This window comes from Bacillus sp. 5B6 (assembly GCF_000259405.1).
Lineage (GTDB): Bacteria > Bacillota > Bacilli > Bacillales > Bacillaceae > Bacillus > Bacillus velezensis.
The window spans coordinates 1,314,193-1,337,863 of record NZ_AJST01000001.1; the positions used below are offsets into that span (position 1 = coordinate 1,314,193).

Annotated in this window: 28 protein-coding genes; 24 read left to right on the forward strand and 4 right to left on the reverse strand. The window is 46.3% G+C overall.

Annotation, left to right across the window (positions count from 1 at the left end; genetic code table 11):
* Position 1: 1 nt before the first annotated feature.
* Positions 2-334 carry a cytochrome c oxidase subunit IVB gene (gene ctaF / locus MY7_RS06370; protein ID WP_007409686.1) on the forward strand — a complete coding sequence of 111 codons (333 nt, stop codon included), beginning with the start codon at positions 2-4 and terminating at the stop codon, positions 332-334.
* Between the two features lie 24 nt (positions 335-358).
* Positions 359-1,243: a cytochrome c oxidase assembly factor CtaG gene (ctaG, locus tag MY7_RS06375; protein WP_007611233.1), complete on the forward strand. Its 885-nt coding sequence runs from the start codon at positions 359-361 to the stop codon at positions 1,241-1,243.
* A 34-nt stretch (positions 1,244-1,277) separates the two neighbouring features.
* Here the strand turns inward: ctaG and MY7_RS06380 are convergent, their stop codons facing one another.
* Entirely contained in the window at positions 1,278-1,637 is a 360-nt protein-coding gene (locus MY7_RS06380) for a YugN family protein (protein ID WP_007409688.1), read from the reverse strand.
* Between the two features lie 140 nt (positions 1,638-1,777).
* On the opposite strand from MY7_RS06380, the gene MY7_RS06385 reads away from it, so the two are divergent.
* The 9 genes from MY7_RS06385 to coaD all read left to right on the forward strand — a co-directional run bounded on the left by MY7_RS06385 (position 1,778) and on the right by coaD (position 6,379).
* Complete coding sequence (locus MY7_RS06385; RefSeq protein WP_014417702.1) at positions 1,778-2,221, forward strand: CBS domain-containing protein; 444 nt, start codon at positions 1,778-1,780, stop codon at positions 2,219-2,221.
* Between the two features lie 84 nt (positions 2,222-2,305).
* Positions 2,306-3,346, forward strand: a complete 1,041-nt coding sequence (locus MY7_RS06390; protein ID WP_007611243.1) for a CAP domain-containing protein — start codon at positions 2,306-2,308, stop codon at positions 3,344-3,346.
* Positions 3,347-3,521: 175 nt separating this feature from the next.
* Positions 3,522-3,932 carry a YlbD family protein gene (locus MY7_RS06395; protein WP_029325895.1) on the forward strand — a complete coding sequence of 137 codons (411 nt, stop codon included), beginning with the start codon at positions 3,522-3,524 and terminating at the stop codon, positions 3,930-3,932.
* Positions 3,933-3,947: 15 nt separating this feature from the next.
* Positions 3,948-4,187 carry a YlbE-like family protein gene (locus MY7_RS06400; protein WP_003154475.1) on the forward strand — a complete coding sequence of 80 codons (240 nt, stop codon included), beginning with the start codon at positions 3,948-3,950 and terminating at the stop codon, positions 4,185-4,187.
* A 70-nt stretch (positions 4,188-4,257) separates the two neighbouring features.
* Positions 4,258-4,707, forward strand: coding sequence for a YlbF family regulator (locus MY7_RS06405; RefSeq protein WP_003154472.1), 450 nt, complete (start codon positions 4,258-4,260; stop codon positions 4,705-4,707).
* A 58-nt stretch (positions 4,708-4,765) separates the two neighbouring features.
* Positions 4,766-5,038, forward strand: a complete 273-nt coding sequence (locus MY7_RS06410) for a YlbG family protein (RefSeq protein WP_014417705.1) — start codon at positions 4,766-4,768, stop codon at positions 5,036-5,038.
* 90 nt (positions 5,039-5,128) lie between these two features.
* The gene (locus tag MY7_RS06415; RefSeq protein ID WP_007409692.1) at positions 5,129-5,338 is read left to right on the forward strand and encodes a hypothetical protein; all 210 of its coding nucleotides are present in this window, start codon (positions 5,129-5,131) and stop codon (positions 5,336-5,338) included.
* Positions 5,338-5,892: a 16S rRNA (guanine(966)-N(2))-methyltransferase RsmD gene (rsmD, locus tag MY7_RS06420; RefSeq protein WP_007611251.1), complete on the forward strand. Its 555-nt coding sequence runs from the start codon at positions 5,338-5,340 to the stop codon at positions 5,890-5,892. The genes MY7_RS06415 and rsmD overlap by 1 nt, the downstream gene beginning before the upstream one ends.
* A gap of 4 nt (positions 5,893-5,896) precedes the next feature.
* Complete coding sequence (gene coaD / locus MY7_RS06425; RefSeq protein WP_007611252.1) at positions 5,897-6,379, forward strand: pantetheine-phosphate adenylyltransferase; 483 nt, start codon at positions 5,897-5,899, stop codon at positions 6,377-6,379.
* 18 nt (positions 6,380-6,397) lie between these two features.
* On the opposite strand, the gene ylbJ is transcribed toward coaD, so the two are convergent.
* Positions 6,398-7,624, reverse strand: a complete 1,227-nt coding sequence (ylbJ, locus tag MY7_RS06430; RefSeq protein ID WP_007611253.1) for a sporulation integral membrane protein YlbJ — start codon at positions 7,622-7,624, stop codon at positions 6,398-6,400.
* 179 nt (positions 7,625-7,803) lie between these two features.
* Between ylbJ and MY7_RS06435 the strand changes: the two genes are divergently transcribed.
* Together MY7_RS06435 and MY7_RS06440 are read left to right on the forward strand one after the other, a co-directional pair.
* Complete coding sequence (locus tag MY7_RS06435; RefSeq protein WP_014304961.1) at positions 7,804-8,583, forward strand: patatin family protein; 780 nt, start codon at positions 7,804-7,806, stop codon at positions 8,581-8,583.
* 5 nt (positions 8,584-8,588) lie between these two features.
* On the forward strand, positions 8,589-9,611 hold the full coding sequence (locus MY7_RS06440) for a SepM family pheromone-processing serine protease (protein WP_007611255.1): 1,023 nt from the start codon (positions 8,589-8,591) through the stop codon (positions 9,609-9,611).
* An 18-nt stretch (positions 9,612-9,629) separates the two neighbouring features.
* Here MY7_RS06440 and MY7_RS06445 read toward each other — a convergent pair whose 3' ends face one another.
* Entirely contained in the window at positions 9,630-10,877 is a 1,248-nt protein-coding gene (locus MY7_RS06445) for a nucleotidyltransferase (protein WP_007611256.1), read from the reverse strand.
* Positions 10,878-11,085: 208 nt separating this feature from the next.
* On the opposite strand from MY7_RS06445, the gene MY7_RS06450 reads away from it, so the two are divergent.
* From MY7_RS06450 to gerR, 3 genes are all read left to right on the forward strand, one after another.
* Positions 11,086-11,604, forward strand: coding sequence for a YceD family protein (locus tag MY7_RS06450; protein ID WP_007611260.1), 519 nt, complete (start codon positions 11,086-11,088; stop codon positions 11,602-11,604).
* Positions 11,605-11,625: 21 nt separating this feature from the next.
* On the forward strand, positions 11,626-11,805 hold the full coding sequence (rpmF, locus tag MY7_RS19125) for a 50S ribosomal protein L32 (RefSeq protein ID WP_003154457.1): 180 nt from the start codon (positions 11,626-11,628) through the stop codon (positions 11,803-11,805).
* 157 nt (positions 11,806-11,962) lie between these two features.
* Complete coding sequence (gerR, locus tag MY7_RS06455) at positions 11,963-12,538, forward strand: sporulation-specific transcriptional regulator GerR (RefSeq protein ID WP_003154450.1); 576 nt, start codon at positions 11,963-11,965, stop codon at positions 12,536-12,538.
* 39 nt (positions 12,539-12,577) lie between these two features.
* Here gerR and MY7_RS06460 read toward each other — a convergent pair whose 3' ends face one another.
* Positions 12,578-13,060 carry an N-acetyltransferase gene (locus MY7_RS06460; protein ID WP_007611262.1) on the reverse strand — a complete coding sequence of 161 codons (483 nt, stop codon included), beginning with the start codon at positions 13,058-13,060 and terminating at the stop codon, positions 12,578-12,580.
* A 162-nt stretch (positions 13,061-13,222) separates the two neighbouring features.
* Here MY7_RS06460 and MY7_RS06465 point away from each other — a divergent pair, with 162 nt between their 5' ends.
* From MY7_RS06465 to MY7_RS06500, 8 genes are all read left to right on the forward strand, one after another.
* Positions 13,223-14,104 carry a 2-dehydropantoate 2-reductase gene (locus MY7_RS06465; protein ID WP_029325896.1) on the forward strand — a complete coding sequence of 294 codons (882 nt, stop codon included), beginning with the start codon at positions 13,223-13,225 and terminating at the stop codon, positions 14,102-14,104.
* Between the two features lie 86 nt (positions 14,105-14,190).
* On the forward strand, positions 14,191-15,810 hold the full coding sequence (gene bshC / locus MY7_RS06470; RefSeq protein ID WP_029325897.1) for a bacillithiol biosynthesis cysteine-adding enzyme BshC: 1,620 nt from the start codon (positions 14,191-14,193) through the stop codon (positions 15,808-15,810).
* Positions 15,811-15,935: 125 nt separating this feature from the next.
* Positions 15,936-16,367 carry a division/cell wall cluster transcriptional repressor MraZ gene (gene mraZ, locus MY7_RS06475; RefSeq protein ID WP_007409703.1) on the forward strand — a complete coding sequence of 144 codons (432 nt, stop codon included), beginning with the start codon at positions 15,936-15,938 and terminating at the stop codon, positions 16,365-16,367.
* Positions 16,368-16,436: 69 nt separating this feature from the next.
* A complete protein-coding gene (gene rsmH / locus MY7_RS06480) occupies positions 16,437-17,372 on the forward strand; it encodes a 16S rRNA (cytosine(1402)-N(4))-methyltransferase RsmH (RefSeq protein WP_007611275.1) in 936 nt (311 codons plus the stop codon).
* Positions 17,373-17,411: 39 nt separating this feature from the next.
* Positions 17,412-17,765: a cell division protein FtsL gene (gene ftsL / locus MY7_RS06485; protein WP_003154442.1), complete on the forward strand. Its 354-nt coding sequence runs from the start codon at positions 17,412-17,414 to the stop codon at positions 17,763-17,765.
* Positions 17,766-17,771: 6 nt separating this feature from the next.
* A complete protein-coding gene (pbpB, locus tag MY7_RS06490; RefSeq protein WP_007611277.1) occupies positions 17,772-19,916 on the forward strand; it encodes a penicillin-binding protein 2B in 2,145 nt (714 codons plus the stop codon).
* Positions 19,917-20,029: 113 nt separating this feature from the next.
* The gene (locus MY7_RS06495; RefSeq protein ID WP_007611278.1) at positions 20,030-21,949 is read left to right on the forward strand and encodes a stage V sporulation protein D; all 1,920 of its coding nucleotides are present in this window, start codon (positions 20,030-20,032) and stop codon (positions 21,947-21,949) included.
* A gap of 195 nt (positions 21,950-22,144) precedes the next feature.
* On the forward strand, positions 22,145-23,617 hold the full coding sequence (locus tag MY7_RS06500) for a UDP-N-acetylmuramoyl-L-alanyl-D-glutamate--2,6-diaminopimelate ligase (protein WP_003154436.1): 1,473 nt from the start codon (positions 22,145-22,147) through the stop codon (positions 23,615-23,617).
* Positions 23,618-23,671: the final 54 nt, after the last annotated feature.

Below are 23,671 nucleotides of genomic sequence, written 5' to 3' on the forward strand. Positions count from 1 at the left end.
GATGGACGATAACAAAAACAGAGGGACTGTCAGTACGGATCTCGAATATCGGAAAAAGAAAAATGCCGAGGAGATGAAATATCAGGTCATATCCTTCGGTTTGATGATCGGCCTTACGCTTGTCGCGTTTTTGACGGTGGCTGCTGACGGCATTGCCGGATGGTTTACGATGCCGTTTCTGATCCTGCTTGCGGTCATCCAGGTCATCTTTCAGCTGTTTTACTTTATGCATATGAGCCAGAAGGGGCATGAAGCGCCGTCATTATTTCTGTATTCGGGAATATTTGTCGCGTTTATCACCGTGCTTGCATTTGTCACGATTATTTGGTGGTAATCGGGACGGCGGGGAGTGAGAGATTTGATTAATTTGGAAATGTTCGGGTTTCGCGCAATGTGGAGCCCGTATCTGTTTTGTATAACTGCCGTGATAACAGGTGTTTACTTTTACTGGTGCAGCCGGCATAAAGGACGTGTGGCCGCTAAGGAGAAGGTGCTGTTTGTGCTTTCCGCGCTATTTTTTTACACGGCTGCGGGAAGTCCGGTTGATTTATTGGGCCATGTGATGTTCAGTGCTCATATGACGCAGATGGCGGTTCTGTTTTTAGTCGTACCGCCGCTGTTGATTTCCGGAATTCCCGGCTGGGCATGGAAAAAACTGATCTTCCGTCCTGTCGTAAAGCCGCTGTTTTCGTTCTTTTCAATGCCGCTTATCGCATTAGTGCTGTTTAACGGTATTTTTTCACTGTATCACATCCCGTTTATATTTGATTTCGTCAAAACGGATTCGCTGTATCACACGCTGATGAACGGACTCATCTTTGTAACGGCGTTTTTTATGTGGTGGCCGCTTGTGCATAAGGTGGACGGTCTGCCCCGTCTCAGCGGTTTAATGAAGCTGGGGTATATTATGGCAGACGGGATTCTGTTAACGCCCGCCTGCGCGCTCATTATGTTCAGCGGGGCGCCCATGTATGCCACGTATACAGATCCGGCGGCTTGGGCCGAAGCAATGAAGCTTTGCGTTCCTTTAGATTTGCTGGAGGAGATCCCTTTATCCGGACCGGAGATGTTCAACACGCTGCCTCCTCTGGAAGATCAGCAGCTTGGGGCAGTACTGATGAAAATCATTCAAGAGGCAGTCTACGGAACATATTTGGCTGTCATCTTTTTTCAGTGGGTCAGAACGGAACGGGAAAAAGATACGCCGTCAGAGCCGCCGTATATCGAGCATACCGTCTCATGAAAAAAAGTACAGCAGAATATGCTGTACTTTTTTATTACATTTGCACTGTTTTTAATGACTCTTCCAATTCAAGCAGTAAAGCTTTGCTTTCAGCGACGACATGTTCCGGAAATTCTTCAGCGCTGCCGTATTCTACGCCGTGCGGATAATAATGCTTTCCTAAAAGAGGGGCCTTCAGCTGAATCACGGCCCGGCTGCCGCCGACATCGCCCTCTTTTGCCGTTCCTTGAATCCGCAGATAAAATGTCCCCTCAGGTACTGAAAACTTTTTGTCGTAAGTCACTCTTTCATAATCCCATTGTCCAGCCAGAATGAGCCCTTTACCTTCCATCAGATCATTCAAGCGGCTGAGCTCCGCTGTTACCCCTTCAAGACCGCTGTTTTCAAACTTCAAACCTTCCCCCTCCTTTTAAAAATGCCCTTTCCTGACAATCATAGTATGAAAGCGTTACACTTTCAATGATTCATACGGTGAAAGTATGCAAAAAGAAAAATTTGACGACAATAGTAGCAGAAAAAAGGAGGAATTCCGCAATGACAAAGATCAATAAGCTCATGACGTCAGACTTGCAATATTGTACAGTATTAGATAATGTATATGAAGCTGCGGTGAAGATGAAAGACGCGGATGTCGGCGCCATTCCGATAGTGGATGAAGACGGCGCCACCCTTGTCGGGATCGTGACAGACAGAGATCTCGTATTACGGGGAATTGCTTCAAAAAAGCCGAACTCTCAAAAAATAACCGACGCAATGACAGAGCGGGTTATCAGTGCAGAAGAAGACGCCTCTGTGGAGGAGGTGCTCCATTTGATGGCTGAACATCAGCTCAGAAGAATTCCCGTCACAAAGGATAAAAAACTGGTCGGCATTGTTACGCTCGGCGATCTTTCGTTGGCCGAGCAATCAAATGAGCAAGCAGGCCGGGCGCTGTCTGACATTTCTGAAGACGGCGGTCCGGAGGGGTTTATCCATTAAACATAAATCACGGACGATGCAAATAGGCTGTACTGTATAAGAGTAAACAAAAACAGAACGGTTTGAACATATGGGGGTGAGAGGTTGAAAAATATCGCAAGGGCTCTCGTTATCCTTTTGCTTATTTACGGAGCGTATGTTCTGTTTATACAATATGGATCGGCTCCTCAGAAAAAGACGGATCAGGAGGAGCCTCAGGTTTCCAATGAAGAAGAGAGCGGAAAACGGCTGAAAATGCCGTCATCCGGACTGCTTTCTCTCATGGGGAAATCTGCCGCCGATGTGAAAAAGAAACTTGGGGAACCGTCTCGGAAAGATCCTTCTGCCTACGATTACGAGTGGTGGGTGTACAACCAGGGGAAAGACCAATACGTACAAGTCGGTATTTTGAATGATAAGGCCGTGACTTTATACGCTTCGGGAAGCGGCATCAACGCAAAACCGTTTAAGATCGGCGAATCGACGGGCGAAGTTTTTAAAACGACGCAGGTTTCTCCTTTTGTCAATGTGACTGACAAGGGAAACACGTATCGGTTCGAATTTTCTGAAGAAGATATCAATACCCGTCCCACCGTTAAGATAGGCGGAATGTATGTTCAGCTGTACATGGACAAATTTGACGGGAATCTGTCAAGCATCAGGGCATTTGATGCGGAAACACTTGTGAAACAAAGGCCGTATGAAGTCATGTACAGAGGAAAGCTGACAGAATCCGAACCTGTTTCTGATAAAAAATGGAACGACATTGAACGAGCGAGTGAGCAGCAGATTCTCGACATTACAAATGTCATCCGCGTGAAACACGGACTTGCAAGGCTGAAATGGGACGAAGGCGCCGCAAAAGTGGCATTCGGCCACAGCAAGGACATGAAGGATAACAAGTATTTCTCTCACGTCTCAAAGAAATACGGGACACTGAAGGACCGCTTGGAAAAAGGCGATGTGAAATACCGGGAGGCCGGTGAAAATATTGCCTACAACTATGTGGACGGTCCTGCAGCCGTGGAGGGCTGGCTGAACAGCGAAGGCCACAGAAAGGCGCTGTTAAGCCCGGATTATACGCACCTCGGTGTCGGCGTGGACCGGAAGTATTATACGCAAAACTTCATTAAGCCTTGGCAGTAAAAAACCGCAGAGGGGCGCGTCCTCCGCGGTTTTTTTATGTTTTTTCGCGAGCGGCGCTCCTGCCGAAAAAAACAATTTATATATATACCTGCTTTTTTTCGCAATTTAGGCGAACATTAAGGCGCATGAACCGATACATTATAGCAGGCAAAACTTTTCGGAGGGGGTGAGAATTGTGGCGAATCAGCAATCACGGCAATCAATCGATGATTTTAAACAATTCGTAAAAAAGCATCCCAAACTGATCCAAAATGTTCGCAAGGAACAAAGAAGCTGGCAGGAAGTCTATGAAAATTGGGTGCTTCTGGGCGAGGATGATCCGATATGGAGCCCTTTTAAAGACGAGGCCGTTCAGCCTTCTTCCGACGCGGAAACCAAACAGGAACCAGCTGAAAAAAACGATTTCGTTTCAAAAATGGTCACTGCCGTCAAAAAGATGGATATCAACCAAATGAATGAGCAGATCAATAAAATGAGCCAATCCATTTCATCATTGCAAAGCCTTTTAAGCCAATTTTCGGGGAGCAGCACGAAGCAGCCCCGGCAAGGCTCCGGACAACATCCTTTTTCGTTCAGGAAGGATTAAAGAAGGGGATCGTGTATGCGAAAAGAGGTTCAGGAATTCATATCCGCAGATGAGGAACGGAAACGGTTTATACGGCAGCGTCCCGTCTGGTACCGCAGACTTGCGAGAAAACCGGACGATCTCAATTCCTTTCAGCTTGACATGATGAATTTTTATGAAAAGACGATACCGCATCGGGTAAGCCAATTCTCAAACGGGATTCAAATGGCGCAGATGATGATGCAGATGGTTCACGCCATGCGTTCACAGGATTAAAAAGCGTTTAAACGCCGCATTTTCCAATTGGGTGGTTTCATGGTAAACTAGCAACTGGAGGTGCGTATTTATGTATGCAACAATTGAGTCCGTCAAGCTTCAAAGTGAAGCGGAGCAGCTTGCCGGCATGATTCTGCAGTCTGAGACGGCTGAAAATTACCGCGATTGTTACAAGCGTCTCCGTGAAGATGAAGAGGCAGGGCGGATCATTCGTTCTTTTATGAGCGTTAAAGAGCAGTATGAGGATGTGCAGCGCTTTGGCAAATACCATCCTGATTATAGAGAGATTTCCCGCAAAATGAGAGAAATGAAGCGGGAACTGGATTTAAACGATAAGGTGGCCGAATTTAAAAAAGCGGAGACTGAGCTTCAGTCGCTGCTTGACGAGATCAGCATTGAACTCGGAACGGCCGTCTCGGAGCATGTAAAAGTTCCGACGGGGAATCCTTATTTTGACGGCCTGTCATCCTGCGGCGGCGGCTGCGGTTCCGGCGGCGGCTGCGGATGCAAAGTTTCCTGACGAGACGGCCGTCTCGTCTTTTACATAAAATGAACAGAAAGTCAGGCGGGTGATCATGATGGAAAATAAGCGCCAAGGCATAATCGTATATCTGCATTCCTTAAAACACAGCAAAATGCTGAGAAAATTCGGCAACGTTCATTATGTTTCCAAGCGGCTGAAATACGTTGTGCTGTATTGCGATATGGATCTAATCGAAAAAACAATGGAAAAGATTTCTTCTTATTCTTATGTGAAGAAGGTAGAGCCTTCTTATAAACCTTTTTTAAAGCTGGAATTTGAATCAAAGCTTGATAAAGCGAAAGAGTACGATTATAAAATCGGCATATAAAAAAATCCCCGCAGATACCTGCGGGGTCCTTCTATTCCTTAACAAGTTAAGGAGAAGGAAAAGGGAGAGGAGAAACCGGAGGAAGAACTTATGGGGAAACGTAAGTCTTCTCCGCGGTTGGCAACAACATCATTCATTGATGCTGTTACACGTAGTCTTGACAGGAATGTGAATATGTATACACGTTTTTCACGTTCATTGTTTGAAAGAATGCTTTATGATAAGATAGGGATTGTTTTGATACATAACGGCTCAGCCGATGAGAAACATCAAAGTTTTCAGAAAAAGTGGTGTGAATAATGAGAGTAATTTCCGGTTCAAGAAAAGGACGAGCCTTAAAGGCTGTGCCGGGCACATCAACAAGGCCGACGACGGATAAAGTAAAAGAGTCTATTTTTAATATGATCGGCCCGTATTTTGACGGAGGAACGGGGCTGGATTTGTTTGCGGGGAGCGGCGGTCTCGGGATTGAAGCGCTGTCGCGCGGATTTGACCGCTGTATCTTTGTGGATCGTGATTTCAAAGCCATCCAAACGGTAAAAGCGAATATCAAAGCGCTTGATCTGCTGTCTTCAGCGGAAGTATACCGCAATGATGCAGAGCGGGCCCTCTATGCCGCGGCGAAACGGGAAGAAGGTTTTGACGGAATTTTCTTAGATCCTCCGTATAAGGAACAAAAGCTGAAAGCGCTTATCGAAATGATTGATGAGCAGAACATGCTGAATGAAGACGGTTTTGTCGTAGCCGAGCATGATAAAGCCGTTGCGCTTCCTGAAGCCGTCGGCGCGCTTTCTGTAACAAGAAGGGAAATTTACGGGCTTACAGGAGTGACGATATACCGAAATAGGGGGTAATGATGTGGCAAGTATAGCTGTATGTCCCGGAAGTTTTGATCCCGTTACCTACGGACATCTGGACATTATCAGACGGGGGGCAAACGTGTTTGAGCAGGTGTACGTATGCGTGCTCAATAATTCTTCTAAGCAGCCGCTGTTTACAGTTGAGGAACGATGTGAGCTGTTAAGAGAAGTGACAAAAGACATACCGAATGTTACGGTCGAGACGTCACAGGGACTGTTAATCGACTATGCGAAAAAAAAGCGGGCGAAGGCGATTATCAGGGGGCTCAGAGCCGTTTCTGACTTCGAATATGAGATGCAGGGGACTTCCGTCAACCGCGTGCTCGACGAATCAATAGAAACTTTTTTTATGATGACGAACAATCAGTACTCTTTTTTAAGTTCAAGCATCGTAAAAGAAGTCGCAAAATATAACGGGCCTGTTTCAGAGTTTGTTCCTTCGGAAGTTGAACAGGCGCTGAAGCAGAAATTTAAAGGATGAGAAGCGCTGATTGGCGTCTCATCCTTTTTTTGTCCGTGCTGACAGCCTGTAACAATAAATCAATGCGTATACGGCGAGAGCTGTCAGCGTGATAGCGGGCCCGGTTTCAACAAGCGTATTCCATCCGCTGACGGCAGCAGATCCCGCTTCCTGATCGCGGAAAGGGAGGAATACGGACTGGTAAGGTTCGTCCAATGCAAGGTAAAGCGGCTTCCACAGTAAGAGAATAAAGAGTGCGGCATAAATGCCCTGAAGGATACGCGCCGCGAAAAACGGTTTAAAGCGGATATCTGTTTCCGATAAAATACCGGCTACCTGGGCCTGTACGGAAAGGCCGCTGAACCCGAGAATAAAACTCACAATCATGGCTTTCGGCAGCAAGGCGGCATCAGCTTCACTGACCAGCTTGCTCCCAAGTGTAATTTCAAACATCCCGCTGATAAGAGGGATGTCCAGATTTGCCGGAAGATGAAAAAGCGAAAGCAGCGCGTTTGTAAATACAGAAAGCACATCCATGACTTGTACGATTGATAATAACCGGCTGAAAACCGAAAACAATATAATAAAACCGCCCACCATCAGCAAGGTTTGTACAGAAGAGGTGACGGCGTCGCCCAAAATTTTTCCGAGCGGCCGCTTTTCCGAAAGCCGCGCCTTGTGGAGGGCCAGAAATGCTTCCTTCAGAGAAGGGAGAGCGATCGTCTTTTTACCGGTATACACCGCTTCTTCTTTCCGTCCGTATGAACGCATCGTCAGGCCGACGGCGATGTTTCCGAGATAGTGAGCCGATGCCAGCAGAATGCCGAGAGACGCGTTATGAAAAAAGCCGACCGCCACAGCAGCGAATATAAATAACGGATTGGATGAATTGGTAAAAGAGACGAGGCGTTCAGCCTCTACTCTGGAGATTTGTTTATCCTGGCGCAGCCGTGCAGTCAGCTTCGCGCCGGCCGGATTGCCTGAAGCCATGCCCATAGCCAGTACAAATCCGCCGACCCCCGGCACTCTGAAAATGGGACGCATAAAGGGTTCGAGTAAAAGGCCGACAAACTTGACAATGCCGAATCCGATTAAAAGCTCAGATAGAATAAAAAACGGAAGCAATGAAGGAAAAACTACCTCCCACCACATGGAAAGACCGGTTTTGGAGGCTTCGAATGAGGCCTGAGGGTGTGAAATAACCGTCGCCGTCAAAAAAATGAAAAACAATGAAATCAAAAATGTATGAAACTTAGACAAATTCATTCTTACCTCCCCGATGCTAAAATTGCACACTGACATTTATATCATGATAAAATATAGAACAGACCTTAAAGGCGGCCGGGCAAGTACCTATTTGTCATCCTGTACTAATATACGAGCATAGGGGTTCAATTTAGACCATAGAATTCATGTATAGGATGTCTATTAGGGGGTTCGTCGCGTTGGCCAAACCTACAATCGGGTTAGCGTTAGGTTCGGGAGGGGCAAGAGGCATCGCTCATCTCGGAGTGTTATCCAGTTTACATAAGCATCAGATTCCAATTGATATGATTGCCGGCAGCAGCATGGGAGCATTAGTCGGAAGCTTTTATGCGGCCGGGCATGACGTGGCCACGATGAAAAAAGTCGCCAAAGCATTTAAGCGGCGGCTGTACGCGGATTATACGATGCCGAGGCTCGGATTTTTAAAAGGAGACCGCATCAGGCAGCTCGTTCATGCCTATACGTACGGCAAGCCGATAGAAGAACTGCGGATCCCGCTCGGCATTGTGGCCTGCGACCTTCAGACCGGCGAAAAGCTTGTTTTTACGAAAGGTTCAGTATCCGAAGCCGTCCGTGCGAGCATCAGCATACCGGGCGTTTTCGTCCCGCAAAAAATGAACGGACGTATGTTAGTCGACGGCGCGGTGGTCGACAGAATCCCGGTTTCCGCCGTAAAAGATATGGGTGCTGATATCGTCATCGCCTCTGACGTATCCCGGGTGAAAAAAACGGAAAAGGCGGCACATATTTTTGATGTAATCATGCAAAGTATGGATATACTGCAAAATGAATTGGTCCGTCACCAGACCATTGCCGCAGACGTCATGATCCGCCCTTCTCTTGAATCATTCAGCTCAAGTTCTTTTGCCAACATTGATCATATGATCACAGCGGGCGAAGAAGCCGCAGACCGGATGATCGGCCGGATTAAACAAGAAATAGAGAACTGGGAGGGCTAGCTCATATGAAAGCAAAACATTTTCGCTGGGTGTTTATCATCCTGATCTTATTAATCGCTGTTACATTTATTAAGCTTCCGTATTACATCACACAGCCGGGAGAAGCATCAGAGCTGAGACCGCTGATTAAGGTGGACGGAGGCTATCCTGAAAAAGGAAGCCTTTCCTTGATGACTGTCAAAGTAGGCCCCGCCAATCCGTATACATATCTTTGGGCGAAAGTGCATCCTTACGATGAAATCGTCTCTGATGAAAGCATAAAAGAAGAGGGCGAATCGGACTCGGATTATATGAAGCGCCAGCTGCAAATGATGAAAAGCTCCCAAGAAAACGCGGTCATTGCCGCTTATCAAAAAGCCGGGAAACAGGTGAAATACTCATTTAACGGCATTTATGCCAGTTCAGTCGTCTCTGACATGCCGGCAAAAGGAAAAATAGAGGTCGGTGATAAAATCATCAGCGCGGACGGGAAAACATACGAATCCGCTGAAAAGCTGATTGATTATATCAGCAGCAAAAAAGCGGGGGAAAAAGTAACGTTTCACATTGAACGGGACACGAAAGAAAAGACCGTTGACATTGTGCTGAAATCATTCCCGGACGACCCGAAAAGAGCGGGAATCGGCGTCGCATTATATACGGACCGGAACGTGAAAGTGAAGCCGGATCTTCATTTCAGCATTGAAAACATCGGCGGGCCTTCTGCGGGTCTCATGATGTCTTTAGAAATTTACAATCAGCTGACAAAACCTGACGAAACAAAAGGCTATAATATAGCCGGAACGGGGACAATCGACGTGGACGGCAAAGTCGGACCGATCGGCGGAATCGATCAGAAAGTCGTCGCCGCAGACAAAGCGGGAAAAGATATTTTCTTTGCGCCGAATCAAAACGGAGCTGAAAATTCTGATTACAAAAATGCGGTAAAAACGGCGAAAGCAATCAAGTCCGATATGAAGATCGTCCCTGTCGATACCATGCAGGACGCACTTGACTATTTGGATCAGCTGAAAGTAAAAAGCACCTGATACAGACAGGTGCTTTTTTTACGCATTCAAAAAACGCTTTTCGTCTTCATCATAGCGGATCGGCGCTTGTGAAAATTCCTGTTTCTCAAACAATGTGCGTTCAGGTTCGTTTATCGGCAGGCTGTAAACCCGTCCCGCCAGTATGTCCAGATCCAGAGCGGGATGAGAGAAAGAAGAGAGCTTGCTGACGAGAGGTGCGGTAAGCTCTTTTTTCTTTGCTGACAGGTACGCCTGTCCTTTTTTCGTCATTCCGAGAAGACGGATATAAGGAGCGCTTGAAGGCTGTAAGAGCCGATGTATGTCTTCCTTTTTCGTCCGTGTCAGAATGTGCGTGTTCATCCGCTGCAGCCTCGTCCACGTGTATCGTTTTGTTTTCAATCGTTCCATCATTTCGCGATAGGATCGGGCTTGTCTGATGGTGCGCAGAATTCTGTGCTCAAGGCCTTCTTCCACTTCATAGATTCGGCTCAATTCTTCAGCGGAAAGAGTGCTGAGGCTGTATTTTACATATGAAAAATAGTCTTCCGTGCTGTGCCATATTCCGTATGAATTTCTGTATGCCTCCAGCTCACGCGCAGACGCTTCCGGGAGAAAGCTCCTTGCGGCCGCCGTTCCTTTTTCTATCAGCGCTTTCCGGATGCTTGTTGCGCTGGCTATCCGGCTGTTATCTCCGGGAAGCTCGGCGTCATGATACTGGGAAGCGATTCTGGCTGTCGTATAAGGCTTCATAGCGGAACCGGAGGTGTGTATCGCTCTAACGTAGTGAAAACCGAGAATATTGTTCGGCTTGGACAAATCGAGCATGTCCCGCCCTTTGAATATGTGTGAAAAAGCTTTTGAGGCGGCAGCCGGATAGCTGAGACCCTTTTTCAGCTCCTCTTTCAGAATCAGGCTGCAGTCATCTTCCTTTCGGCTGAACGCTTCAGACGCTTCAATAAAGGCTTCGATCCGCCCGTTTTCGCTGCCGAAAAACAAGCTGCTGCATCCTAAATGATGAAGAAGCGAAACGCTGCCGCGCGCGAATAATTCCGCTTTTTGTACGGCATATATATAAGGGAGCTCAATGACGATATCCACGCCGTTTTCCAGCGCCATTTTTGTCCGGGCCCACTTTGAGACGGCGGCCGGTTCCCCACGCTGCAAAAAAGGGCCGCTCATCACCGCCGCCGCGACGCTGCTGTCCGTTTTGATTTTTGCTTGTTCCGCATGATAGCGGTGTCCGTTATGAAAGGGATTATATTCAACAACCAGGCCGACTGCTTTCATATTTGTCCCGCCTTTCTTGCTATGTTTTGCTTCGTGTGGTACATTTGCAAATGAAGTGCATATTTTAGTCCGTTTCGTTTAGTGTATGCATAGCCTATCCGGCTGTCAACGATTGCATGACGGCGGCATTATGCTGTAAAGAAAAAATATTGACAAAAACATTCTGAAAAGCTATAATCATGTTTGTTGCTTTCCTGAGGTGATACAAATGAAATGGACGATTTATCAGCTTCATCAAATGGCGAAAAAGAGCTTTGAATTTGATGAAACAGTTGAGTTAAATGAGCTGACAAAATTGAATTCTGACATCCGCCGCATTTCTCCTGTCCGGGTGAAGGGCCGTGCGGAGATTGAATCCAAGCAAGTTTCGTTTGACTTTACGATTTCAGGCGAAATGGTTTTGCCGTGCTCAAGAACTTTAGTTGATGTGCCGTATCCATTTACAATCGCGACAAAAGAACTGTTTAGATTTCATAAGTCGGATGATATAGAAGATGAGGACGTTCATATTGCTGAAGACGATATCGTCGACTTAACTCCGATCATAAAAGAAGAGATTCTTTTAGAAATTCCTATGCAAGTCTTTTGTGAAACTGAACAAAAAGAAGGAGCCGCTCCCCAAGTGGGGAAGGATTGGCAAGTGATTTCTGAGGAAGACAAGAAAAATCAAATCGACCCCAGACTTGCAGATCTGAAAAAGCTCTTAACACAAGATGATGAATCTTAACTCTTTAAGGAGGTGGGAATAATGGCTGTACCTTTTAGAAGAACTTCTAAAATGAAAAAAAGATTGCGCCGTACACATTTCAAACTAAATGTACCTGGTATGACAGAATGCCCGTCATGCGGAGAGATGAAATTGTCTCACCGTGTATGTAAAGCATGCGGATCATACAACGGCAAAGACATAAATGTTAAAAGCAATTAATGTATGAAGAAAAGCGCGGGAATCTCGGTTCCTGCGCTTTTCTTTTTTTTGTCCCTCCCGCCTGCTTCCGCCGAAAAAATTGTGAGCCCCAGTAGTCTATCTAATCTATCAGCGGCATATGTATGAAGTAAATGAGCAAATATGGAGGGAGATACGATTGACGATAACGAGACAAGACGCGTGGACGCAAGATGAAGATTTGCTGCTGGCCGAAGTGGTGCTCAGGCATATTCGGGAAGGCGGGACCCAGCTTTCCGCTTTTGAAGAAGTCGGCAGAGCGCTGACGAGAACGGCTGCCGCCTGCGGGTTCAGATGGAATTCTTATGTCAGAAAACAATATCAGTCAGGGATAGAACTGGCGAAAAAACAGCGGAAGGAATTAAGAAAGCAGATCGGGGTGCATTCCGCCAATCTGCCGGGAACCGTCAAACAGCCTCCGATCCGCAGGGCGGAAGGAGAAAAAGAGCTGTCCATTGATGATGTCATTTTGTTTCTGCAGCAATTTAAAGAGTCGCCGGCCGCAGCGGATGTGCGTCATGAAAAAGAAAAACTCACAGAACAGCTGACCGCGCTGCAAAAAGAAGTCGAGGATCTGCGTGAGGAAAATGAAAGCTTGAGAAACAAGCTGGAGATGACGGAAGAAGATTATAAAGCGCTAATTGACATTATGGACAGAGCGAGAAGGATGGTCAATTCAAAAGAAGACGACAGAAAATCGGCGCAGAGCCTGTAAAATGAACCGGCCTGGGGGCGGCGCCCGGCCGGTTTTTTATTATGCCGTTTCTCCGGATGTCATTTCACCGTCCATATCGGGATGCCAGATATAAGGATTTTCTCCTTTATCACGCGCCATATCATATTTAACGGGCTCAAAATTCATCTTATCCCAGAAATCTGCAGATTTCATGCGTGAATTTGTCCTGATCGGCATTCTGAAGGATTTTGCAAAATCAACAAGCGCTTTTCCGTATCCGTTGTTTTGATAGCCCGGAAGAACCTCAAGCTTCCAAAGTTCCAAAAAGTCCTGACGCTGATCAAAATACGGATTCGCGCCTCCGTTTACCTGATATAAACTCATTCTCGCCACTAGTTTATCCCCGAAGTAAATCCCGTAAAAAGGCGAGGTGCTGTCATTTTCAATGATATTATCCTGAAGATCTTCAAGCATCGACAGCTCCTGCATCCCGTATTCCTTAAACCTTTTAAATTCTTCGAGTGTCTTAAAGTTGATGAGCAGTCGCTCTATTTTCAACACAAACTCCCCCTTTGTTGTGTTCTACCATTATTGTAAACGCTTTAATTGAAAATTCCAACTATAATATGCTTGCCAGTCTTTTTGCTCAAAACGAAATTGAAGTAATTTGCGGCGGCTTCTGCTATGATAATATGGAAAAATGCAGATATAGGGTGTGACAGTGTGAAAATCGGAATTATCGGCGGCGGAGCGGTAGGTCTTTTATGTGCTTACTACTTATCGTCCCGCCAACAGGTAACGGTCATTACGCGGCGGACGGAGCAGGCTGATGCGATTAACTCAGGCGGTATACGGCTTTTGAAAGACGGAATAGAATGTACGGCGGCATGCAGAGCGCAAACAGGCATCACTTCCGGATTCGACCTCTTAATCGCAGCCGTTAAACAGCACCAGCTAAGTGCTGTGTTGCGGGATCTTGAGATGATAAAAGGGACGAATGTGCTGTTTTTGCAAAACGGCATGGGACACATACACGACATTAAAGATTGGCATACGGATCATTCGCTTTATGCCGGCACTGTTGAGCACGGAGCAAAAAAGATTTCAGATCATGCCGTTGAACATACGGGAGCGGGAGCCGTAAGGTGGAGTGTATTCAGCGCTTCCCGGCCGGAAACGCTCAAAAGCATCTTTTCCGGCATGCACCGGGATTTTCCCGTATATGATGAAAACGACTGGTATCGGCTATTAACGGGAAAACTGATCATAAATGTATGCATTAACCCGTTAACTGCATTGCTGCGCGTGAAAAACGGAGAGCTGGTAACAAATGACGCTTACAAAAAATATATGAGAAACGTGTTTGAAGAAGCGGAGACAATACTTGGCCTCGCCGATAGGGAAAAAGCGTGGAACAAGGTTTGCGAAGTTTGCAGACTGACGGAAAAAAATCATTCTTCCATGCTCGTCGATATCATGGCAGGCAGGCGGACAGAGGCCGATGCGATTATCGGCTACCTTGTAAAAGAAGCGGAAAGCCGCGGATTGCCGGCCGTTCATCTCACGTTTTTACACCGCAGCATAAAAGCGTTAGAAAGAAACTGAAACAAAGTCTTTTGAGGTTTTCCGGTAACATGCTATACTCATTTCGGAAACCTAACTATTTATTGGAGAAAGGAAGTTCCAGACAGATGCAGCTAACTGAACTTTCCATCAAAAGTCAAAATAAGTTTGTGCAGCACTATATAGATGGAGAAAACATGTCTTCATTTTTTGATTATGATATTCATTCAGAGGACGTATGGCAAAAGCGGCTTCATGACTTGTCTTCGCGGCCGTTTGCCAGAGAAGAATTAGCGGATTATTTATCCTCCTATCACGAAAAATTTCACTCCGCCGCCATGCAGGCCTCCATCGAAAAACTGAGAGATCCAAAAAGCGCAGCGGTTGTAGGCGGCCAGCAGGCCGGTCTTTTAACGGGGCCTCTTTACACCATACATAAAATTATCTCCATTATCGTACTTGCCAGACAGCAGGAAGAGGCGTTACAGATTCCTGTTGTTCCGATTTTCTGGGTGGCGGGTGAAGATCACGATCTGGAAGAAATCAATTTTGTGCATACGTCAGCAGAGAATAAAGGTCCGGTGAAACAGAAACTGCCGCAGTCGTACTGGAAAAAAACATCGGCGGCTAAAACCGAGCTTGATCAGGAAAAATGCGAGGCTTGGATTGATGAAGTGTTCGCTGCTTTTGAGGAAACGGATCACACAAACACACTCCTTCAGAACGTGAAGCGATGTTTACGCTCATCAGAGACATTCACGGACTTTTTTGAGCTGTTGATCGCCGACTTGTTTCAAGAAGAAGGCCTTATTCTGATGAATTCGGGAGATCCGGGGATTAAAAAGCTGGAAACGGGTATGTTTCAGCAGATTTTAAAACACAATCATGAGCTTGCCAAAGCCGTGTCAGACCAGCAGAGTCTTATGCGGGAAGCCGGTTATCACCCGATTATTGAATCGGACAAAGATCAGGCCAATCTGTTTTACGAACACGAGGGAGAGCGTTTCTTAATTGAAAAAGAAAACGGCGTTTTTGTCATTAAGGAGCTTGACCTGAAGTGGACGAACGACGAGCTTCATACCCATATGGAAGAAAAACCGGAATGTTTCAGCAATAACGTTGTGACAAGGCCGCTTATGCAGGAGTTTCTCATTCCGACTCTGGCGTTTATCGCGGGGCCGGGGGAGATCAATTATTGGGGTGAGCTGAAGCAGGCTTTCTCATTAATGGGCTTTCGCATGACGCCGGTAGTGCCGAGACTGAACATTACGATTCTTGAGCGCCATATTGAAAAGAAGCTTTCAGAACGGAATATCCCGCTTCAGGAAGCGATCGAACACGGCACCGGACACCTGAAAGACACTTATTTTGAAGAGCAGATTCCAAAAGAGTTTTCTTCTGTAATGGAACAGGCGAAGTCGCAGATTGAAGCTGTCCATAAACGCGCAAGGGACGAAGCGCTGAAAGTCGATTCAAGCCTTGAGCCGCTCTTACAGAAGAATGCCGCCTTCATTCAAGATCAGCTCTTGTTTTTAGAACGGACGGTAACGAAAAGAATTGAAGAAAAAGAAGGCTTTGTGCTGCGTGACTATGAAAGAATCCAAAACAGCATCAGACCGCTCGGCGCTCCGCAGGAACGGATTTGGAATGTGATGTATTATCTGAACCGCTACGGTCCAAAATTCTTCACAACCTTCAAACATCTGCCATTTTCTTTTCAAAACCAACATCAGATTGTCAAACTTTGAAATAAAGTTTTAAAGAACCCTGAATAGTTCAGGGTTTTTTTTTATGTGTAAACAGTGTAAAATGAGGTTGTGGAGAGAAGTGGCGGATAGTGGTGAGTTTAGGGGAGAAAGTGGGGGTCCTTATCATGTTTATGGGTGAATACCGGCATACTGTTGATGCAAAGGGCCGCATGATCGTACCCGCAAAATTCAGAGAAGGCCTCGGTGAGCAGTTTGTGCTGACCAGAGGACTGGACCAATGCCTTTTCGGCTATCCGATGAATGAATGGAAGCTGATTGAAGAAAAGCTGAAGGCTCTGCCGCTCACCAAAAAAGACGCCCGCGCATTTACCCGATTCTTTTTTTCCGGTGCGACCGAATGCGAACTGGACAAGCAGGGAAGGGTTAATATTGCGTCATCTCTTCTGAACTACGCAAAACTGGAAAAAGAATGTGTTGTCATCGGGGTTTCCAATCGAATTGAATTGTGGAGTAAGGTAATATGGGAACAATACACAGAAGAGCAAGAAGATTCATTCGCTGAAATTGCTGAAAACATGATTGGATTTGATATATAATGGATCTTCGTGCATCACAACAACAACTGACAATTCAATTCATTCCTTATAAAGGTGGGACCGACACAAATGTTTCAGCATAAGACAGTACTTCTTCGTGAAACCGTCGACGGTTTAAATATCAAACCGGACGGAACCTATGTGGACTGCACCCTTGGCGGCGCCGGGCACAGTACATATTTATTGCAGCAATTATCGGAAAAAGGACGCTTGATCGCCTTTGACCAAGATGACACAGCACTTGAAAACGCAAAGAAAACATTGTCCGAATACAAAGGACAGCTTATTCTGGTGAAAAGCAACTTTCGTTATTTAAAAGAGTGTTTACATGAACACGGCATTACGAGTGTTGACGGAATTTTATTTGATTTAGGAGTATCCTCTCCGCAGCTTGATACACCGGAACGGGGATTCAGCTATCATCATGACGCACCGCTGGACATGAGGATGGACCAGTCGGCCGCCCTTACGGCGAAAGAAGTCGTAAATGAATGGCGGTATGAGGACCTTGTGAGGATTTTCTTTAGATACGGAGAAGAAAAATTCAGCAAGCAGATCGCCCGAAAAATTGAAGAGGCAAGAGAAAAATCGCCTATTCAAACAACCGGCCAACTGGTCGATCTAATAAAGGACGCGATACCGGCTCCGGCGAGAAGAAGCGGAGGTCATCCGGCCAAACGTGTTTTCCAAGCCATTCGAATCGCCGTAAACGACGAGCTTCAAGTATTTGAAGAGGCCCTCTTGCAAGCGATAGAGGTGCTGAAGCCGGGCGGAAGGGTGTCTGTGATCACTTTTCACTCGCTGGAAGACAGAATGTGCAAGACGACATTCAAGGAAAAATCATCACTTCCCGAACTGCCTCCGGGTCTTCCCGTGATACCGGAAGAATTTGAACCGGAATTAAAACTGATTACGAGAAAGCCCATTACGGCATCAAAAGAGGAGCTTGAAGAAAATAACCGCGCCCGGTCAGCGAAGCTCCGCATTGCGGAGAAACGAAAATAACGGGCAGCAAATGACAACATTAAAGGAGGTCATCAGCCTATGAGCAACTTAGCTTACCAGCAGGAAAAACAACAACGGCCAGTGATAAGTCCCGAAAAAAAGGTGATTGTCAAAAAGAGGGCTTCCATTACACTCGGGGAAAAGGTGCTGCTCGTCCTGTTTGCCATTGCCGTTCTCTCCACATCAATGTTTATCGTATCAAAGGCATACGCGGCGTACCAATCCAATATTGAGGTGCAAAAACTGGAGGAGAAAGTATCTGAGAAGAATAAGCAGATCGGTGATCTCGAAAAGACGGCTGCTGACTTAAGCCAGCCGCAGCGCCTGATGGATATCGCTAAAAAGCACGGTTTGAATCTGAAAGATAAAAAAGTGAAAAACATACAGGAATGATAACCCATGCCGAAAAAAAATAAGTTTATGAACAGAGGAGCAGCGATACTCAGTATTTGTTTCGCTCTCTTTTTCTTTGTCATTCTCGGGAGAATGGCGTACATTCAATTAACCGGTAAAGCAAACGGTGTAGAACTTGCAACAAAAGCGACCGAGCAGCACGAAAAAAAGCGGACGATAGAAGCGAGCCGCGGCTCTATTCTTGACCGGAACGGCAAAGTGCTTGCAGAGGACACGGCGACATATAAGCTCATTGCCGTGCTTGATAAAAAAATGACGAGTGATCCGAAGCATCCTCAGCATGTCAAAGACAAAGAGAAAACGGCGGAAAAACTGGCGACCGTTATTAATCTTGATAAAAGCAAGATTCTGGACATCTTAAACAGGGATGGCGCGAAGCAGGTGGAATTCGGTTCAGCCGGCCGCGATATCTCTTATGCGAAAAAACAAAAGATCGAAAAAATGAATCTTCCGGGTATTTCTTTCTTAAGAGATACGAAGCGTTACTATCCGAACGGCATATTTTTGTCAAATGTTCTCGGCTATGCCGATGTGAATGAAAAAACAAACGAGATACAAGGCTCTTTAGGGCTTGAAAAAATACTGAACAACTATCTGACGGAACGCGACGGATCCGTCACTTACGAAAGTGATAAATCCGGCTGGAAACTTCCGAACAGCAACGAAAAAATCACCGCACCTAAAAACGGTGACAATGTATATTTAACCATTGATCAGAAAATTCAAACCTTTTTAGAAGACAGCATGACGAAAGTAGCGGAAAAATATAAACCGAAAAAAATTATGGCGGCTGTCGTAGAACCGAAAACAGGCAAAGTGCTTGCGATGGGGCAGCGTCCGAGTTTTGACCCGAACATCAGAAACGTCACCAATTATTACAACGACTTAGTGTCGTACGCATATGAACCGGGATCGACGATGAAGATCTTTACGCTTGCCGCGGCGATTCAGGAAAATGTGTTTTCTGCAAACGAGAAATATAAATCAGGAACATATAAAGTGGGAGGCGGACCTGTTAAAGATTGGAACGACGGCGCCGGCTGGGGCATGACAAGCTTCCATGACGGCCTTATGAGGTCTTCAAATGTTGCTTTTGCCAAACTGGCCAACGAAAAACTGGGGTTTGACCGGTTTAATGAGTACCTGCACAAATTCGGGCTCTATCAAAAAACAGGGGTTGATCTGCCCGGTGAAGTATCAAGTAAAATTAACTACAAATATGATTTTGACAAAGCGTCTACGGCTTACGGCCAAGCATCGGCGATAACGCCGATCCAGCAGCTGCAGGCGGTCACGGCGATTGCCAATAACGGCAAAATGATGAAACCTTACGTCATTGATCATATTGTCGACCCCGATACGAAAAAAGTCGTCAAGCAGACAAAACCAGAGCAAGTAGGCACGCCGATTTCAGCCGATACGGCGAAAAAAGTCCGGAATCTGCTCGGAGAAGTCGTGACGTCAGACATCGGAACGGGAAAACCTTATAAAATTGAAGGATTTGACGTCGCGGGTAAAACGGGAACCGCACAAATCGCCGGGACGGGCGGATATTTAAAGGGAACGAGCAACTATGTGTTTTCATTCATGGGCATGGCGCCGAAAAATGACCCTAAGCTCGTCATCTATGTAGCCGTGCAGCAGCCGCAATTAAAAGCGGGGCAAAGCAGCTCTGATCCCGTCGCGGAAATCTTTAACCCGACGATGAAAAACAGCCTCCACTACATGAATATCGAACCGACGGAAAAAACAGATTCCGGTCAGGAAGAAACGAAAAGCCAAAAAATGCCTGACCTGACAGATAAGACGGTCAAGAGCGCTGAGAAGGAAGCAAAAAGTGAACATCTCACACCGATTGTCATCGGCAGCGATGTTGCCGTAAAAGAGCAGTACCCGACAGCCGGAGAAGATGTGATCACCAATCAGAAAATCTTCTTAAAAACAGACGGAAAGATGACGATGCCGGATATGTCCGGATGGTCGAGACGGGAAGTGCTTCAATTCAGCAAAGTATCAGGCATTCACATTGATGTGAGCGGTGAAGGTTACGCTTCAAGCCAAAGTGTGAAAAAAGGCAAAGAACTGAGAGAAAATACCGTGATCAAGGTGAAATTTAAAAATCCTGATTAACGGGACAGAGAAGTCCGCGGATGCCCGCGGGCTTCTTTTTTATGCGCCGCCGTTCTATGTGTCCAAGCTGAGGCATAAATTGAAACAAGCCTAAATAAGGAGTGGACGGTCCCTTGCGCGTTTCAAATGTAACGGTTCGAAAACGTTTATTACTGGTTTTGCTTTTTGGCGTAATCATTTTTTTGATTATTGACAGCAGATTAGGCTATGTCCAATTTGTGATGGGAGAAAATCTGACTTCACTGGCTAAGGATTCCTGGAGCCGGAATTTGCCGTTTGAGCCTGAGCGGGGAGAGATCCTTGACCGAAACGGCGTGAAGCTGGCTACTAATAAAAGCGCGCCGACCGTCTTTGTCGTACCGCGCCAGATCCAAAATCCCATAAAAACGGGCAAACTTCTCGCGTCAGTTTTAAATATGTCGGAAGAGAAGGTCTACAAACACATTACTAAGAAAACCTCCATAGAAAAAATCTCACCCGAGGGGCGGAAAATTTCTAATAAAAAAGCGAAAGAAATCAAAGCGCTCGACTTAAAAGGGGTTTATGTGGCTGAAGACAGCATCCGCCATTATCCGTACGGAAGCTTTTTGTCCCATGTTCTCGGTTTTGCCGGTATTGATAACCAGGGCCTTCTCGGATTGGAGGCTTATTATGATGATGACTTAAAAGGTGTCAAGGGATCCGTGAAATTTTATACGGATGCCAAGGGGAAGAAAATGCCTGATGAAGCGGATGATTACACCCCTCCGAAAGACGGACTTGATATGAAATTGACGATTGACGCCAAGGTTCAGACGATTATAGAAAGGGAGCTCGACAATGCAGCGGCGAAATATAACCCGGACGGAATGATTGCGGTCGCAATGAATCCGAAAAACGGGGAAGTGCTCGGTATGTCAAGCCGTCCTGATTTTGATCCGGCTGACTATCAATCGGTGGATCCGTCCGTATACAACCGGAACCTGCCGGTATGGAGCACATATGAACCGGGTTCGACCTTTAAGATTATTACGCTTGCGGCGGCGCTCCAAGAGCAAAAAGTAAACTTGCAAAGAGACCACTTTTATGACAAAGGATTTGCCGAGGTCGACGGCGCCCGCCTCCGATGCTGGAAAAAGGGCGGCCACGGTTCGCAATCTTATCTTGAAGTTGTTCAAAATTCCTGCAACCCCGGGTTTGTACAGCTCGGGGAACGGCTCGGAAAACAAAAGCTGTTTCAATATATTAAGGACTTCGGCTTTGGAAAGAAAACAGGCATTGATCTGCAAGGGGAAGGAACGGGGATCTTATTCCCGCTTGACAGAGTCGGCCCGGTCGAACAGGCGACAACCGCTTTCGGACAAGGGGTTTCCGTCACGCCGATTCAGCAGGTGGCAGCCGTTTCCGCAGCAATAAACGGCGGAACGCTTTATACTCCGTTTATCGCCAAAGAGTGGGTTGATCCCGTTACGAAAAAAACTGTTAAGAAACAATCGCCGATTGCGAAAAGGCAAGTTATTTCCCAGGAAACGTCAAAGCAGATCAGATATGCTTTAGAAAGCGTCGTCGCTCAGGGAACGGGGCGGAATGCCTTTGTGGAAGGATATCGCGTCGGCGGAAAAACAGGTACCGCACAAAAGGTCAAAGACGGCAAATATCTCGAAAACAACCATATCGTCTCTTTTATCGGTTTTGCGCCGGCTGATGACCCGAGCCTTGTCGTGTATGTCGCGGTTGATAATCCGAAAGGCACGATTCAATTCGGGGGAACCGTCGCCGCGCCGATTGTCGGAAATATGATGAGAGACAGTCTGCCTGAGCTCGGCGTGAAACCGCGAAAAAATCAAATCGAGAAAAAATATCAATGGAACGACACAAAAACAATAGAGGTTCCGAATGTTGTAGGGATGTCTGTCTCTGATCTTGAGTCGCTGCTTGTCAATTTGAATATTGACTCCTCAGGAAAAGGAAGCAAAATTGTGAAACAATCACCTGCAGCCGGAACGAAAGTAAAAGAAGGCTCAAAGATCCGTGTTTACTTGAGTGAAGAATGAGTCTTTTTGAGGCAGCCGATTGTTTTCGGCTGCCTCTTATCATAAAGAGAAAAAAAGAAGATAACTTTTAAGATTAACTGGATGTATCCTTTTATTTACGCTAAAATATGAACTGTATGTTTAAAAGCCATTCTGACTTTTATAAACGGTTATCATGATAAAAGAATGAATAGAATTTCTGAGAGGTTTGATACAATGAAACTTACAAAGCTGCTTACATATTTAATGGCCGAACCTGTTCAAAATGACTTTCATGACCCTGACATAACTTCAATTGAGATGGACTCCAGGGAAGTGAGAAAAGGGAGTCTTTTTGTGTGTATAAAAGGGTATACGGTAGACGGACATGATTTCGCCCAAAAAGCCGCAGAAAACGGCGCGGCGGCCATCGTTGCCGAGAAAGAGCTTGACGTCGATGTTCCTGTCATTATCGTCCGCCGGTCACAGCGGGCGCTCAGCGTTCTTTCTGACGCGTTTTACGGGCAGCCGACAAAGCAGCTTCAGCTTATCGGCATCACCGGAACAAACGGCAAAACATCAACGACGCACATGGTTGATGAGATTTTCAAAAAAGCGGGAAGACAGACCGGTTTAATCGGAACGATGTACATTAAAATCGGGGATGAGACATTCCCGGTCAAAAATACAACGCCCGAAAGCGTCACACTGCAAAAAACGTTCAAGAAAATGAATGATGAGCATGTTGACACAGCTATTATGGAAGTGTCTTCTCACGCTCTGTCACTCGGCAGGGTTCACGGCTGCGATTATGATATCGCCGTATTCACGAACCTGACGCAGGACCATTTAGACTATCACAAGACGATGGAAGACTACAGACAGGCTAAAAGCCTCCTGTTTTCCCAGCTGGGCGGCTCCTTTAACCATGAAAAGCCGAAGCGGGCCGTTTTAAACGCAGATGACAAAGCCAGTGCTTATTTTGAAAAAGTGACGGCGGCGCACATCCTTACATACGGAATCGAGAACGATGCCGATGTCATGGCGAAACAAATCGAGATCTCTGCGCAAGGCACAAGCTTTGAACTCGTTACGCCAAAAGGAACAAAGCAGATCACGGTTTCACTCGTCGGCCGCTTCAACGTGTATAACGTACTGGCTGCAGCGGCGACAGCGATCGCAGCGGGTCTGCCGTTTGATACGATCACAAGCGCTCTTGAAGAGCTGCAAGGTGTCAGAGGCCGGTTTGAACTGGTGAATCACAATCAGCCGTTTCCTGTGGTCGTCGATTACGCACACACGCCTGACAGTCTGGAAAACGTTCTGAATACATGCAAAGACATGACAGAGGGCAAGCTTTTCGTCGTCGTCGGATGCGGCGGAGACCGGGACAAAACGAAACGCCCGAAAATGGCGGAAATTGCGGTACGGATTGCCGACGAACCGATTTTCACTTCAGATAACCCGAGAAGCGAGGACCCGCTGGCCATATTAAGAGATATGGAAAGAGGGGTAGAAGGCACCTACTATCACAGTATCGCAAACCGCGAGCAGGCTATCTTTTTTGCCATTGCCAACGCGAAAAAGGGAGATGTGGTTCTGATTGCCGGGAAAGGGCATGAAACCTATCAGCAGATCGGCAATGAAACATTCGACTTTGATGACGCCGAAGTAGCGGGAAGAGCTATTGTTGAGCTGAATAAAAAGTAAAACAGGAAAGAGTGTTAGTATGAGGGAAATGAAAAGAATTACGGGGACACAATG